This window comes from Streptomyces sp. NPDC038280 (assembly GCF_055600045.1).
In genome coordinates, this window is sequence record NZ_JBVJYZ010000028.1 from 56,085 (window position 1) to 70,934 (window position 14,850).

Sequence of the window (14,850 nt, forward strand, 5' to 3'; positions counted from 1 at the left end):
GCCCCAGCGGGGGATCCAGGGCCCTGCCGGGCGCCTCCGGGCCCACGGCCGCGAGCGTTCCGCCGGTCCCGCCGCCACCCCCGTCAGAGCAGCCCGGCCGCGTCCAGCAGGTAGTCCGTCATCGGCTCGTAGTAGCGCGGGTCCACGACATGGTCGTCGAGCGGGATGGTGACCTGCAGGGTGCCCTCCGCCTCGGCGAGGAAGAGCGCCGGGTCGTTGCTGTCCGCGTACCCCATGGAGTCGATGCCCCGCTGGCCCGCGCGCCCCGCCCAGCCGTGGTCGGCGACGACCAGGTCGGGCTGTGCGCTGCCCTCGGCCTCCAGGCCGTCCAGGATGGCGTTCATCGGCTCCGGCGAATGGGTGTGCCAGAGGGAGGCGCCGCGCTCGAAGACGGCGACGTCGGCGAACTGCACGACGTATCCCTCGTCGGCGGTCAGCCCGCCCGGGATCCGCACGATGTCGCACCCGGCGGCCCGCAGCGCGGAGGCGGTTCTGCTGTGGACGTCGATCAGCGCGCCCGGGTGCCCGGTCGCGAACAGCACTCGCTGCTTCCCGGCGGCGGCCTTGCGCAGCCGCGCGGCCATCCGGTCGAGGGCGTCGACGGTCAGCTCGGGGTCGATGGTGTCCTGCCCGGCGCGGTGCGCGGGGTCGTCGTTCACGCCGCACCGCTCGGCCATGACGGCGAGCACGTCCTGCTCGTCGGTCCAGCGGTCGCCCAGTTCGAGGCCCAGCCAGTAGTGGCGGTCGCCGTTGGCGAGCTTGCGGTAGTGGGAGAGGTTGTTGTCGCGGGGTGTGGCGACGTCTCCGGCGATACGTGTGCGGACGAGGTGCTCGACAAGGGCTGCGCGGCTGGGTATCGGCATGGTCCCCATTCTGCCGGGCCGTTGGGCGCGCGGCAGCGATGTTCCGCCCCGTGGACGACGGGCCGGGGCGCTCAGCCGGCCGCCAGGGCCCCGAACGCCCCGTGCGCCAGGCGCTGGAGCACCCCTTCGGTGACGCCCCGCCCTGCCCCGAGGTGCGGCGTCGAGTTGAGCAGCCCGAAAACGGCGTGCACGGCCGCTCTCGCCTCCGCTTCCGAGGGGGCGGGGTAGAGCTCGCGCACCACTGTCACCCACAGCTCGACGTACTGCCGCTGGAGCTGCCGGACGCGCTTGCGGTCCGCGTCCCGCAGGCGGTCCAGCTCGCGGTCGTGCAGGGTGATGAGGGGGCGGTCGTCGAGCGCGAAGTCGATGTGTCCGTCGATCAGCGCGGCGAGGAGGACGTGCGGGTCCCCGTCCGACTCCTCCACGCGGCGGCGGCCCCCGTCGAGCAGCCGCTCGCTGATGCCCACCAGCAGCTCCGCGAGCATCGCGTCCTTGCCGGGGAAGTGCCGGTAGAGCCCGGGGCCGCTGATGCCGACCGCTGCCCCTATCTCGTCGACGCCCACTCCGTGGAAGCCGCGCTCGGCGAAGAGACGGGCGGCCTCCTTGAGGATCTGCTCGCGGCGGGTGGGTGCGTCGGTGCGGGTGCTCATGGGACTGATTCTAGACAACGCGGTTAGCGCTCGTTAACCTGGAGGAAATGCGTTAACGCTCATTAACAAGGGAGCGCTTCAGAATGCAGCAGGCACCTGTGCTGGCGAGCGCGGCCGATCCCGCGTCGGACGCCTGGCAGGCCAATGAGGCGGCACACCGCGAGCTGGCCGACACGCTGCGCGCGAAGCTCGCCGCGGCCCGTCTCGGCGGCGGCGAGAAGGCCCGCGCCCGGCACACCGCGCGCGGGAAGCTGCTGCCGCGGGACCGCGTGGACACCCTCCTGGATCCCGGATCACCGTTCCTGGAGCTGGCGCCGCTCGCGGCGGAGGGGATGTACGGCGGACAGGCACCGGCCGCCGGCGTCATCGCGGGTATCGGACGGGTGAGCGGCCGGGAGGTCGTGGTCGTCGCCAATGACGCGACGGTCAAGGGCGGCACGTACTACCCGATGACGGTCAAGAAGCACCTCCGCGCCCAGGAGGTCGCCCTGGAGAACCGCCTCCCCTGCGTCTATCTGGTCGACTCGGGGGGCGCCTTCCTGCCCATGCAGGACGAGGTCTTCCCGGACCGTGAGCACTTCGGCCGGATCTTCTACAACCAGGCCCGGATGTCCGGCGCGGGAATCCCGCAGATCGCCGCCGTCCTCGGCTCGTGCACGGCCGGTGGCGCCTATGTGCCCGCGATGAGCGACGAAGCCGTGATCGTCCGCAACCAGGGCACGATCTTCCTCGGCGGCCCGCCGCTGGTGAAGGCCGCGACCGGTGAGGTCGTCACCGCCGAGGAGCTGGGCGGCGGCGAGGTCCACTCCCGTACGTCCGGTGTCACCGACCATCTCGCGGAGGACGACGCGCACGCCCTGCGGATCGTCCGCACCATCGTCTCGACCCTCCCCGCGCGCGGCTCCCTGCCGTGGTCCGTGGAGCCGGTCGAGGAGCCCAAGGTGGACCCCGCCGGGCTGTACGGCGCGGTGCCGGTGGACTCCCGCACTCCCTACGACGCGCGGGAGGTCATCTCCCGGATCACCGACGGCTCCCGGTTCGCCGAGTTCAAGGCGGAGTTCGGGCAGACGCTGGTCACCGGCTTCGCCCGGATCCACGGCCACCCGGTGGGGATCGTCGCCAACAACGGCATCCTGTTCTCCGAATCCGCCCAGAAGGGCGCCCACTTCATCGAGCTGTGCGACCAGCGCGGCATTCCGCTGCTCTTCCTGCAGAACATCTCCGGCTTCATGGTCGGGCGGGACTACGAAGCGGGGGGCATCGCCAAGCACGGCGCCAAGATGGTGACGGCCGTGGCGTGCACCCGCGTACCGAAGCTGACGGTGGTGGTCGGCGGGTCGTACGGCGCGGGCAACTACTCGATGTGCGGCCGGGCCTACTCGCCCCGCTTCCTGTGGATGTGGCCCAACGCCAAGATCTCGGTGATGGGCGGCGAGCAGGCGGCCTCGGTCCTCGCGACGGTCAAGCGCGACCAGCTGGAGGCGCGCGGCGAGACCTGGCCCGCCGAGGACGAGGACGCCTTCAAGGCGCCGATCCGCGAGCAGTACGAGCACCAGGGCAATGCCTACTACGCCACGGCCCGTCTGTGGGACGACGGCGTGATCGATCCGCTGGAGACCCGGCAGGTGCTGGGCCTGGCTCTGACCGCCTGTGCCAACGCGCCGCTGGAAGCCGCCGGCTTCGGCGTCTTCCGGATGTGAGGGGATCCATGTTCGACACAGTCCTTGTGGCCAACCGGGGCGAGATCGCGGTCCGCGTCATCCGCACGCTGCGCGCCCTCGGCGTGCGGTCGGTCGCCGTCTTCAGTGACGCCGACGCCGACGCGCGGCATGTCAGGGAGGCGGACACGGCGGTGCGGATCGGACCGCCGCCCGCCGGCGAGAGCTATCTGTCCGTCGACCGGCTCCTCGACGCCGCGGCGCGCTCGGGCGCGCAGGCGGTCCATCCGGGGTACGGCTTCCTCGCCGAGAACGCGGCCTTCGCGCAGGCGTGCGCGGACGCCGGTCTGGCCTTCATCGGCCCGCCCGCGTCGGCGATCTCGCTGATGGGCGACAAGATCCGGGCGAAGGAGACGGTGAAGGCGGCCGGCGTTCCGGTCGTACCGGGCTCCTCCGGGTCCGGTCTGACGGACGGCGAACTGGCGGCGGCTGCCCGCGAGATCGGTATGCCGGTGCTGCTGAAGCCCTCGGCGGGCGGCGGCGGCAAGGGCATGCGCCTCACCCGGGTCGAGTCGGAGCTGCTCGACGAGATCGCGGCGGCCCGCCGCGAGGCCCGGTCGTCCTTCGGCGACGACACCCTCCTCGTCGAGCGGTGGATCGACCGCCCGCGCCACATCGAGATCCAGGTCCTGGCCGACGGGCAGGGAAACGTCCTGCATCTGGGCGAGCGCGAGTGCTCCCTCCAGCGTCGCCACCAGAAGATCATCGAGGAGGCGCCGTCGGTCCTGCTGGACGAGAAGACCCGGGCGGCGATGGGTGAGGCCGCGGTGCAGGCCGCCCGCTCGTGCGGCTATGTGGGCGCGGGGACGGTGGAGTTCATCGTCCCGGGCAGCGACCCGTCCTCGTACTACTTCATGGAGATGAACACCCGCCTCCAGGTCGAGCACCCGGTGACCGAACTCGTCACGGGCCTGGACCTGGTGGAGTGGCAGCTGCGGGTCGCCTCTGGTGAGCGGTTGCCGTTCACCCAGGAGGACATCACGCTCACCGGCCACGCCATCGAGGCGCGGATCTGCGCGGAGGACCCCTCCCGGGGGTTCCTGCCGTCGGGCGGCACGGTGCTGTCCCTGCGCGAGCCGCAGGGCGACGGCGTCCGCACCGACTCGGGCCTGGCCGAGGGCACGGAGGTGGGCAGCCTCTACGACCCGATGCTGTCCAAGGTCATCGCGTACGGCCCCGACCGCGCGACCGCCGTGCGCAAGCTCCGCGCGGCCCTGGCGTCGACGGTCACGCTCGGCGTCCCCACCAACGCGGGCTTCCTGCGCAGGCTGCTGGCCCACCCGGCGGTCGTCTCGGGCGACCTGGACACGGGCCTGGTCGAGCGCGAGGCGGACACCCTGGTGCCGGACGGCGTACCGGCCGAGGTGTACGCCGCGGCGGCGGCGGTTCGCGAGGCGGCGCTCGCCCCGGCTCCGGTCGACGGCTGGACCGACCCCTTCTCGGTACCGAACGGCTGGCGTACGGGCGGTGAACCGGCGCCGCTGGTCCACTGGTTCCGCGTGCCGGGGCTCGAGCCCGTCACCCATCAGGGGCCGGTGCCGAAGGCCCACGTGGAGGCGGACCGGGTCACCGTCCATCTGGACGGCGTCGTCCACTCCTTCCACAAGGCCCCCTCGCCGGACGGCGTATGGCTCGGGCGGGACGGCGACTCCTGGCACGTCCAGGACCACGATCCGGTCGCCGCTTCCCTCACCGGCGCCGCGCACGCGGGCGCCGACACCCTCGCCGCGCCCATGCCCGGCACCGTGACGGTCGTGAAGGTGGCCGTCGGCGACGAGGTCGCGGCCGGACAGAGCCTGCTGGTGGTGGAGGCGATGAAGATGGAGCACGTCATCTCCGCGCCGCACGCCGGGACCGTCACCGAGCTGGACGTCACGCCCGGTAGCACCGTCGCCATGGACCAGATCCTCGCCGTGGTGACCCCGAGCGATCCGACGGAGGAAGCATGACCACCGGTCTCGGACTTCCCATGACCGTGCCCGCCCCGGGGCTGCCGGCCCGTGTCCGTATCCATGAGGTCGGCGCCCGGGACGGTCTGCAGAACGAGAAGACGGTCGTCCCGACCGAGGTGAAGGCCGAGTTCGTCCGGCGCCTCGCCGACGCGGGCCTGACGACCGTGGAGGCGACGAGCTTCGTGCACCCCCGGTGGGTGCCCCAGCTCGCCGACGCGGAGCAGCTGTTCCCGCTGCTCGATCCGGTGCGGCGGCTCGGTGTGCGGCTGCCCGTCCTCGTGCCCAACGAGCGCGGGCTGGACCGGGCGCTGGCTCTCGGCGCCCGTGAGGTGGCCGTGTTCGCCAGCGCCACCGAGTCGTTCGCCAAGGCCAACCTCAACCGGACCGTCGACGAGGCGCTCGCCATGTTCGAGCCGGTCGTCACGCGGGCCATAGAGCAGGGTCTGACCGTGCGGGGCTATCTGTCGATGTGCTTCGGCGACCCCTGGGAGGGCGCGGTCCCGGTGGAGCAGGTCGTCCGGGTCACGAAGGCACTCGCCGAGATGGGCTGCGACGAGCTGAGCCTCGGCGACACCATCGGCGTGGCGACCCCCGGCCATGTCGAGAGCCTGCTCTCCGCGCTGAACGACGCGGGGGTCGCGACCTCCCGTCTCGCCGTGCACTTCCACGACACCTATGGCCAGGCCCTCTCCAACACCCTCGCGGCGCTCCGGCACGGCGTGACCACCGTGGACGCCTCCGCGGGCGGCCTCGGCGGCTGCCCGTACGCGAAGAGCGCCACCGGGAACCTCGCCACCGAAGACCTGGTGTGGATGCTCCAGGGCCTCGGCATCGACACCGGTGTCGACCTCGGCCGGCTCACCGCCACCAGCGCGTGGATGGCCGAACAACTGGGCCGACCCAGCCCCTCCCGCACCGTCCGCGCCCTCGCGGCGGACTCTCACAAGGAGTGACCGTCCCATGTCCCTGGACCACCGGCTCTCGTCCGAGCACGAGGAACTGCGCCGCACTGTCGAGGAGTTCGCCCACGATGTGATCGCGCCGAAGATCGGCGACTTCTACGAGCGGCACGAGTTCCCTTACGAGATCATCCGCGAGATGGGCCGCATGGGCCTGTTCGGTCTGCCCTTCCCGGAGGAGTACGGCGGCATGGGCGGCGACTATCTCGCCCTCGGCATCGCCCTGGAGGAGCTCGCCCGGGTCGACTCGTCCGTCGCCATCACCCTGGAGGCCGGGGTCTCGCTGGGTGCGATGCCGGTCTACCGCTTCGGCACGGAGGAGCAGAAGCGGGAGTGGCTGCCGCGGATGTGCTCCGGGGAGATCCTGGGCGCGTTCGGTCTGACCGAGCCGGGCGCGGGTTCGGACGCCGGCGGCACGCGGACGACGGCCGTGCGCGACGAGGCGACCGGCGAGTGGGTGATCAACGGCTCGAAGTGCTTCATCACCAACTCGGGCACGGACATCACCGGTCTGGTCACGGTCACCGCTGTCACCGGCCGCAAGGCGGACGGCCGCCCGCTGATCTCCTCGATCATCGTGCCGTCGGGCACCCCCGGTTTCACGGTCGCCGCCCCCTACTCCAAGGTGGGGTGGAACGCGTCGGACACCCGCGAGCTGTCCTTCGACGACGTCCGCGTGCCGGGCGAGAACCTGCTCGGCGAGGAGGGCCGGGGCTATGCCCAGTTCCTCCGCATTCTCGACGAGGGCCGGATCGCCATCTCGGCGCTGGCGACGGGTCTCGCGCAGGGCTGTGTGGACGAGTCGGTGAAGTACGCCAAGGAGCGTCACGCCTTCGGACGGCCGATCGGCGACAACCAGGCCATCCAGTTCAAGATCGCCGACATGGAGATGCGGGCGCACATGGCCCGGGTCGGCTGGCGGGACGCGGCCTCGCGCCTGGTGCTCGGCGAACCGTTCAAGAAGGAGGCCGCCCTGGCGAAGCTGTACTCGTCGACGGTCGCGGTGGACAACGCCCGTGACGCCACGCAGATCCACGGCGGCTACGGCTTCATGAACGAGTACCCGGTGGCCCGGATGTGGCGAGACTCCAAGATCCTGGAGATCGGCGAGGGCACGAGCGAGGTGCAACGGATGCTGATCGCCCGGGAGTTGGGGCTGCCTTCCTGACGCCCACCACCCTTCCGCGACGCACGCGTGTGCCCGCCGCCCCTCGGGGCGGCGGGCACTTCCGCGTTCGGGCCCAGCACGAGCCCCGGCAGCGGGGGCGTCCCACCCCTACTGATCCACGTGAGGTTAGGCTAACCTACCTTCGACTTGCCCAGGCCGACCACGGCTCGTACCGAAAGCGACTTCGCCATGCCCAGCAACGCCCGAGCCACCCACCTCACCCGACGCGGTCTGCTCGCCGCGGGCAGCGCCGTCGGGCTCGGTGCCGCGCTCACCGCCTGCGGAAGCAAGGACGCCAAGGGCGGGGCCGCCGCCGGCGAGAAGACCGGCCCGTGGAAGTTCACCGACGACCGCGGCAAGGCCGTCCGGGCCACGTCCGTCCCGAAGAACATCGTCGCCTTCACCGGCACCGCCGCCGCCCTGTACGACTACGGCATCGAGGTCAAGGGCGTCTTCGGGCCGACGACCGTCAAGGACCCCAAGACCGGCGAGGTGAAGCCGGACATCCAGGCGGGCGACCTCGATGTGAAGAAGGTCAAGGTCCTCGGCAACGCCTGGGGCGAGTTCAACATCGAGGAGTACGTCAAGCTCGAGCCGGAGCTGCTGGTCTCCGCGCTCTGGGAGCCCAACAAGCTCTGGTACGTGCCGGACCAGTCGGCCGCCAAGATCCTCAAGCTCGCGCCGAGCGTCGGCCTGTGGGCCGTCAACGTCACCGTCCCGAAGGCCCTCGAGCGCCACGCGCAGCTGGCCGAGTCCCTCGGCGCGGACCTCAAGGACAAGAAGACCGTCGAGGCCAAGGCCCGCTTCGAGAAGGCCGCCGCCCGGCTGCGCGCGGCCGCCAAGTCGAAGCCGGAGATCAAGGTCATGATCGGCTCCGCCAGCCAGGAGCTGTTCTACGTCTCGCTCGCCAAGATGTCCGCGGACACCCAGTACTTCGCGGAGCTCGGCGTGAAGTTCGTGACCCCGAAGGTGAACGCGCAGGGCTTCTTCGAGGAGCTGAGCTGGGAGAACATCGACAAGTACCCGGCCGACATCATCATGATGGACAACCGGAGCGTCGCCATCCAGCCCGCCGACCTCTCGGGCAAGCCGACGTGGGCCCAGCTCCCCGCCGTCAAGGCCGGACAGGTCGTGCCGCGTGTCACCGAGCCCATCTACTCGTACGCCAAGTGCGCCCCGATCCTCGAGGACCTCGCCAAGGCCATCGAGAACGCCAAGAAGGTTGCCTGACAGATGACGACTGCCGTGACCGCCCCGTTCCGTTTCTTCGCCCTGCAGGTCGACCGGACGAGGCGGCTCGGCCCGTCGATGGTCCGGGTCACCTTCACCGGCGAGGACCTGAAGGACTTCGTCTCCGGGGGCCGCGACCAGAGCCTCTCGCTCTTCCTGCCCCACCCCGGCCAGAGTGAGCCGGTCCTTCCCCCCATCGACTACGACGACCTGTACGGCGTCCTGGGCGCCTGGCGCGCGATGCCCGACGACGTACGGGCCGTGATGCGCTCGTACACCGTGCGGGAACAGCGTGCCGAGTCCGGGGAGGTCGACATCGACTTCGCCCTCCACACAGTGACATCGGCCGCTGACGCGGCGGGCGCCGGGCCGGCGTGCCGCTGGGCCCAGCAGGCCTCGGCCGGAGACCGGGTGGTGGTCCTCGGACCGGCGGTCGCGGAGAACACCGGGGTGCGTTTCCACCTGCCCGAGGACGCCGACTCCGTGGTGATCTGGGCGGACGAGACGGCGCTTCCGGCCGCTTCCGCGATCCTGGAGTGGCTTCCGGCCGAGACCCGGGCGCAGGTCTTCCTCGAAGTCCCCTACGCCGAGGACCGCGTCGAGCTCGCCACCGAGGCCGACGCCACGCTCACCTGGCTGGTCCGCGAGGAGGGCGCGCCCAGCGCCGTGGACGCGGTGCGCGCCGCGGAACTGCCGGGCGCGGCTCCGTACGTATGGATCGCGGGCGAGTCGGGCTCGGTGAAGGCGTTGCGCCGCCACTTCGTGCAGGAGCGTCAACTGGACCGCCGTCGGGTGACGTTCGTGGGCTACTGGCGCAAAGGACTGAGCGAGGACGTCCTGCGCGAGACGCCAGAGGACGACGCGTAGGTCCGGCGCACATCGCTGAACAGCCGTGCCCCGAGGGGGCGAGGGTCGTTGCGAGTTGAAGTTAGGTTAGGCTAACCTTACTTCACAAGCCCCCCTCGCCCCCTCTTCCTGTCCGGAGGAGCGGCCCCGTCCCCGTCCCCAGGAGGACCGTGCATGCGCTCGCACCTGCTCAATGACACGACGGCGGAGAGCTACCGGCGCTCCGTCACCGAAGGCGTCGAGCGGGTGGCGAACAAACTCGCCTCGACCCGGCGGCCGTTCACCGGCATCACGCCCGCCGAGCTGGCGCCCGTCGTCTCCGCCGTCGACCTCGACCAGCCGCTCGGCGACACCTCCGCCGCCCTCGACGAGCTGGAGCGCGTCTACCTGCGGGACGCCGTGTACTTCCACCACCCCCGCTACCTGGGACACCTCAACTGCCCGGTCGTCATCCCCGCCGTCCTCGGCGAGGCGGTCCTCTCCGCGGTGAACTCCTCGCTGGACACCTGGGACCAGAGCGCGGGCGGCACGCTGATCGAGCGCAAGCTGATCGACTGGACCGCCGGGCGCATCGGCCTCGGGAACGCGGCCGACGGCATCTTCACCAGCGGCGGCACCCAGTCCAACCTGCAGGCGCTGCTGCTCGCCCGCGAGGAGGCCAGGACGGACGACCTGTCGAGACTGCGGATCTTCTCCTCCGAGTGCAGCCACTTCAGCGTCCAGAAGTCCGCGACGCTCCTCGGCCTCGGCCGTCAGGCCGTCGTCTCCATCCCCTGCGACCGCGACAAGCGCATGCAGTCCGTCGTCCTCGCCGCCGAGCTGGAGCGCTGCCGCGCCGAGGGCCTGGTCCCGATGGCGATCGTCGCCACCGCCGGCACCACCGACTTCGGCTCCATCGACCCGCTGCCGGAGATCGCCGCGCTGGCCGACGAGTACGGCGCGTGGATGCACGTGGACGCCGCCTACGGCTGCGGTCTGCTCGCCTCCCCCACCCGCCGACACCTCCTGGACGGCATCGAGCGCGCCGACTCGGTCACGGTCGACTACCACAAGTCCTTCTTCCAGCCGGTGAGTTCGTCGGCCGTGCTGGTACGGGACGGGGCGACGCTGAGGCACGCCACCTACCACGCGGACTACCTCAACCCGCGCCGCGCGGTCACCGAGCAGATCCCCAACCAGGTCGACAAGTCCCTGCAGACCACCCGCCGTTTCGACGCCCTCAAGCTGTGGATGACGCTGCGCGTGATGGGCGCCGACGGTGTCGGACAGCTCTTCGACGAGGTCTGCGACCTGGCCGGGGCCGGCTGGGACGTTCTCGCCGCCGATCCGCGCTACGACGTGGTCGTCCGTCCGTCGCTGTCGACCCTGGTCTTCCGCTACATCCCCGAGGACGTCACCTCGCCCGCCGAGATCGATCGCGCCAACCTCCACGCCCGCAAGGCGCTGTTCGCCTCCGGCGAGGCCGTCGTCGCGGGCACCAAGGTCGACGGCCGCCAGTACCTGAAGTTCACCCTGCTCAACCCCGAGACGACCGTGCACGACATCACCGCCGTCCTCGATCTGATAGCCGGCCACGCCGAGCAGTACCTGGGAGAGACCCTTGTCCACGCCTCTTGATTTCATCGGCATCGGCCTCGGGCCGTTCAATCTCGGGCTCGCCTGCCTCACCGAGCCGATCGACGAGCTCAACGGCCTCTTCCTGGAGTCCAAGCCCGACTTCGAGTGGCACGCGGGCATGTTCCTCGAAGGTGCGCACCTCCAGACGCCGTTCATGTCGGACCTGGTCACGCTCGCCGACCCGACGTCCCCGTACTCCTTCCTCAGTTACCTGAAGGAGAAGGGGCGTCTGTACTCCTTCTACATCCGCGAGAACTTCTATCCCCTGCGGACCGAGTACAACGACTACTGCCGCTGGGCCGCCGCCAAACTGAGCTGCGTCCGCTTCTCGACCACGGTCACGACCGTGTCCTACGACGAGACGGACGAGCTCTACACGGTCGCCACCGAGGGTGGCGAAACGTTCCGGGCGCCGCGGCTGGTGCTGGGCACCGGCACCCCGCCGTACATCCCCGAAGCCTGCCGGGACCTCGGTGGCGACTTCCTGCACAACTCCCGCTACCTCCAGTGGAAGGACGCCCTGCAGGCCAAGGAGTCGATCACCCTGGTCGGCAGCGGTCAGAGCGCCGCGGAGATCTACTACGACCTGCTCTCCGAGATCGACGTCCACGGCTACCGGCTGAACTGGGTCACCCGCTCCCCGCGCTTCTTCCCGCTGGAGTACACCAAGCTCACCCTGGAGATGACCTCGCCCGAGTACGTGGACTACTTCCACGCCCTCCCCGAGGCGACCCGCTACCGCCTGGAGACCCAGCAGAAGGGCCTCTTCAAGGGCATCGACGGCGAACTGATCGACGCCATCTTCGACCTGCTCTACCAGAAGAACCTCGGCGGCCCCGTCCCCACCCGGCTGCTCACCAACTCCGCCCTCCACACCGCCTCGTACGACAACGGCACCTACACGCTGGGGCTGCGCCAGGAGGAGCAGGGCAAGGACTTCGAGATCCAGACCGAGGGCCTGATCCTGGCCACCGGTTACAAATACGCCACGCCCGCCTTCCTGGAGCCGGTCCGCGACCGGCTCAGATGGGACGCCCAAGGGCGCTTCGACGTCGCCCGCAACTACTCGATCGACGAGACGGGCCGCGGCGTCTTCCTGCAGAACGCCGGTGTGCACACGCACTCGATCACCTCGCCCGACCTGGGCATGGGCGCCTACCGCAACGCCTACATCATCCGTGAGCTGCTGGGCTCCGAGTACTACCCCGTAGAGAAGTCGATCGCGTTCCAGGAGTTCGCCGTATGAGCACCACCACCCTCGGGACCTTCGCGGTCCGGCCCCTCGACCCGCTCACCGACGCCGAGCTGATCCACCCGTGGGTCACGCACCCCAAGGCCTCCTTCTGGATGATGCAGGGCGCCGCGCTCCAGGACGTCGAGCGGGAGTACATGGCGATAGCGGCCCATCCCCACCACGACGCCTTCATCGGCCTCCACGACGGCGAGCCCGCCTTCCTCATGGAGCGCTACGACCCGGCCGAGGTGGAGCTGGCCGGGCTGTACGAGAAGCAGCAGGGCGATGTCGGCATGCACTTCCTGGTCGCGCCGACCGAGCGGCCCGTGCACGGCTTCACCCGCGCCGTGATCACCGCCGTGATGACCGAGCTGTTCGCGGACCCGGCGACCGAGCGGATCGTCGTCGAGCCGGACGTACGGAACACCGCCGTGCACGCGCTCAACGAGGCCGTCGGTTTCGTCCCCGAGCGCGAGATCCAGAAGCCGGAGAAGAAGGCCCTGCTCAGTTTCTGCACCCGCGCCGCGTTCGAGACGGCCGTGGGGGTGACCCGGTGAACCCCGTCGCGCACCTCACGCCCGAGCGCTGGGCCACCGCCACCCGGCTGCTGATCCGCAAGGGCCTCGCCGAGTTCGCGCACGAGCGGCTGCTGACGCCCGAGCCGCTGGGTGATGACCGCTACCGGGTGGTGAGCGACGACGGCTCGACCGAGTACCGCTTCACCGCCGCCCGGTTCGCCCTCGACCACTGGCAGGTCTACCCGGAGTCGATCAGCTGCCACCGGGGCAGCGAGCGCCTCCCCCTGGACGCGCTGCGGTTCATCATCGAGATGCGCGGCGCCCTGGGCCTGTCCGACGAGGTCCTGCCGGTCTATCTGGAGGAGATCTCCTCCACCCTCGCCGGCACCGCCTACAAGGCGACCAAGACGCCGGTCCCCTCCGCCGAGCTCGCGAGGGCGGACTTCCAGGCCGTCGAGACCGGCATGACCGAGGGCCACCCCTGCTTCGTCGCCAACAACGGCCGGCTCGGCTTCGGCGTCGACGAGTACCGTGCCTACGCCCCCGAGGCGGCGGCGGAGATCCGGCTGATCTGGCTGGCCGCCCGCCGTGAGCGCACCACCTTCACCGCCGGCGCCGGGATCGAGTACGAGAGCTTCATCCGGGCCGAACTCGGCGACGAGGCCGTGGACGGCTTCGCCCGTACTCTCGCCGAGCAGGGCCTGGACCTCGCCGACTACCTCCTCGTCCCCGCGCACCCCTGGCAGTGGTGGAACAAGCTGTCGGTCACCTTCGCCGCGGAGGTCGCCCAGCAGCGCCTGGTCTTCCTGGGCGAGGGCGACGACGCCTATCTGGCCCAGCAGTCGATCCGTACCTTCTTCAACACGAGCGACCCGGCCAAGCACTACGTCAAAACCGCGCTGTCCGTGCTCAACATGGGCTTCATGCGCGGCCTTTCGGCGGCCTACATGGAGGCGACGCCCGCCATCAACGACTGGCTGGCCACGCTGATCGAGCGCGACGGGATCCTGAAGGCCGCACGCTTCTCGATCATCCGCGAGCGGGCGGCGGTCGGCTACCGCCACCTCGAGTACGAAGCCGCCACCGACCGGTACTCGCCGTACCGCAAGATGCTCGCCGCGCTGTGGCGCGAGAGCCCCGTCCCGTCCCTCAAGGACGGCGAGCGGCTCGCCACCATGGCCTCCCTGCTCCATGTCGACCACGACGGCGCCTCGTTCGCGGGCGCGCTGGTCAAGGAGTCGGGCCTGGCCCCGGCCGCGTGGCTGCGCCGCTATCTGGACGCCTACCTGCTGCCGGTGCTGCACTGCTTCTACGCGTACGACCTGGTCTTCATGCCGCACGGCGAGAACGTGATCCTGGTCCTCGACGAGCAGGGCGCCGTGGCCCGGGCGATCTTCAAGGACATCGCCGAGGAGATCTGCGTGATGGACCCCGGTGCGGTCCTGCCGCCGTCGGTGGAGCGCATCCGCGCCGAGGTCCCCGAGGACATGAAGCTCCTGTCGGTCCTCACCGACGTCTTCGACTGCTTCTTCCGCTTCCTGGCGGCGACGCTGGCCTCGGAGGGCGTCCTCGACGAGCACACCTTCTGGGAGACCGTCGCCGAGTGCGTCACCGCGTACCAGCGGGCGGTGCCCGAGCTGGCGGAGAAGTTCGCGCGGTACGACATGTTCACCGAGGAGTTCGCGCTGTCCTGTCTGAACCGGCTCCAGCTGCGGAACAACAAGCAGATGGTGGACCTGGCCGACCCGTCCGGAGCGCTCCAGCTCGTCGGCACCCTGGCGAACCCGATCGCCCGGTTCGCCCGCTAGGTGTATTGACCCGCAGGGTTGTTGACGCGGTTGATGGGTGGGTGTCCGCCGAGTGCTGTGTGGCTGCGGTGGTGGTTGTAGGTGTGGAGGAAGTCTGTCAGGGCTTCGGTTCGCTCGTTGTTTGAGGTGTAGGGCCTTAGGTAGGCCCACTCCTCGAGCAGGGTGCGGTTGAAGCGTTCGACTTTGCCGTTGGTCTGCGGCCGGTAGGGCCGGATCTTTTTATGCCGGATGCCGGCCTCGGCGAGGGTCTGGGTGAACAGCTTGGACTTGTAGCAGGCGCCGTTGTC

General features: G+C 70.3%; 13 protein-coding genes. 10 read left to right on the top strand and 3 right to left on the bottom strand.

What is annotated here, in order from left to right; all coding sequences use genetic code 11:
* Nucleotides 1–83: 83 nt before the first annotated feature.
* Together ACZ7J0_RS33310 and ACZ7J0_RS33315 are read right to left on the bottom strand one after the other, a co-directional pair.
* On the bottom strand, nucleotides 84–863 hold the full coding sequence (locus ACZ7J0_RS33310) for a phosphatase (RefSeq protein WP_470893740.1): 780 nt from the start codon (nucleotides 861–863) through the stop codon (nucleotides 84–86).
* Between the two features lie 71 nt (nucleotides 864–934).
* Nucleotides 935–1,513: an SACE_7040 family transcriptional regulator gene (locus ACZ7J0_RS33315; RefSeq protein ID WP_470893742.1), complete on the bottom strand. Its 579-nt coding sequence runs from the start codon at nucleotides 1,511–1,513 to the stop codon at nucleotides 935–937.
* 83 nt (nucleotides 1,514–1,596) lie between these two features.
* Here ACZ7J0_RS33315 and ACZ7J0_RS33320 point away from each other — a divergent pair, with 83 nt between their 5' ends.
* The 10 genes from ACZ7J0_RS33320 (at nucleotide 1,597) to ACZ7J0_RS33365 (ending at nucleotide 14,563) form a co-directional block, all read left to right on the top strand.
* On the top strand, nucleotides 1,597–3,213 hold the full coding sequence (locus tag ACZ7J0_RS33320; protein ID WP_470893743.1) for a carboxyl transferase domain-containing protein: 1,617 nt from the start codon (nucleotides 1,597–1,599) through the stop codon (nucleotides 3,211–3,213).
* Nucleotides 3,214–3,221: 8 nt separating this feature from the next.
* A complete protein-coding gene (locus ACZ7J0_RS33325) occupies nucleotides 3,222–5,180 on the top strand; it encodes an acetyl/propionyl/methylcrotonyl-CoA carboxylase subunit alpha (protein WP_470893745.1) in 1,959 nt (652 codons plus the stop codon).
* Nucleotides 5,177–6,136: a hydroxymethylglutaryl-CoA lyase gene (locus tag ACZ7J0_RS33330; RefSeq protein ID WP_470893747.1), complete on the top strand. Its 960-nt coding sequence runs from the start codon at nucleotides 5,177–5,179 to the stop codon at nucleotides 6,134–6,136. The genes ACZ7J0_RS33325 and ACZ7J0_RS33330 overlap by 4 nt, the downstream gene beginning before the upstream one ends.
* A 7-nt stretch (nucleotides 6,137–6,143) precedes the next feature.
* Entirely contained in the window at nucleotides 6,144–7,310 is a 1,167-nt protein-coding gene (locus tag ACZ7J0_RS33335; RefSeq protein WP_469118721.1) for an acyl-CoA dehydrogenase family protein, read from the top strand.
* A gap of 189 nt (nucleotides 7,311–7,499) precedes the next feature.
* A complete protein-coding gene (locus ACZ7J0_RS33340) occupies nucleotides 7,500–8,540 on the top strand; it encodes an ABC transporter substrate-binding protein (RefSeq protein WP_470893769.1) in 1,041 nt (346 codons plus the stop codon).
* Nucleotides 8,541–8,543: 3 nt separating this feature from the next.
* Nucleotides 8,544–9,407, top strand: a complete 864-nt coding sequence (locus ACZ7J0_RS33345; RefSeq protein ID WP_470893749.1) for a siderophore-interacting protein — start codon at nucleotides 8,544–8,546, stop codon at nucleotides 9,405–9,407.
* A 153-nt stretch (nucleotides 9,408–9,560) separates the two neighbouring features.
* Nucleotides 9,561–11,003, top strand: coding sequence for a pyridoxal phosphate-dependent decarboxylase family protein (locus ACZ7J0_RS33350; protein ID WP_470893751.1), 1,443 nt, complete (start codon nucleotides 9,561–9,563; stop codon nucleotides 11,001–11,003).
* The gene (locus ACZ7J0_RS33355) at nucleotides 10,987–12,249 is read left to right on the top strand and encodes a lysine N(6)-hydroxylase/L-ornithine N(5)-oxygenase family protein (RefSeq protein ID WP_470893753.1); all 1,263 of its coding nucleotides are present in this window, start codon (nucleotides 10,987–10,989) and stop codon (nucleotides 12,247–12,249) included. The genes ACZ7J0_RS33350 and ACZ7J0_RS33355 overlap by 17 nt, the downstream gene beginning before the upstream one ends.
* Complete coding sequence (locus ACZ7J0_RS33360; protein WP_470893755.1) at nucleotides 12,246–12,794, top strand: GNAT family N-acetyltransferase; 549 nt, start codon at nucleotides 12,246–12,248, stop codon at nucleotides 12,792–12,794. The genes ACZ7J0_RS33355 and ACZ7J0_RS33360 overlap by 4 nt, the downstream gene beginning before the upstream one ends.
* Entirely contained in the window at nucleotides 12,791–14,563 is a 1,773-nt protein-coding gene (locus ACZ7J0_RS33365; RefSeq protein WP_470893757.1) for an IucA/IucC family protein, read from the top strand. Before ACZ7J0_RS33360 ends, ACZ7J0_RS33365 begins: the two co-directional genes overlap by 4 nt.
* Here ACZ7J0_RS33365 and ACZ7J0_RS33370 read toward each other — a convergent pair.
* The coding region (locus ACZ7J0_RS33370; protein WP_470893759.1) for an integrase core domain-containing protein at nucleotides 14,560–14,850 on the bottom strand (291 nt) is incomplete at its 5' end. The two genes, ACZ7J0_RS33365 and ACZ7J0_RS33370, sit on opposite strands and share 4 nt — an antisense overlap.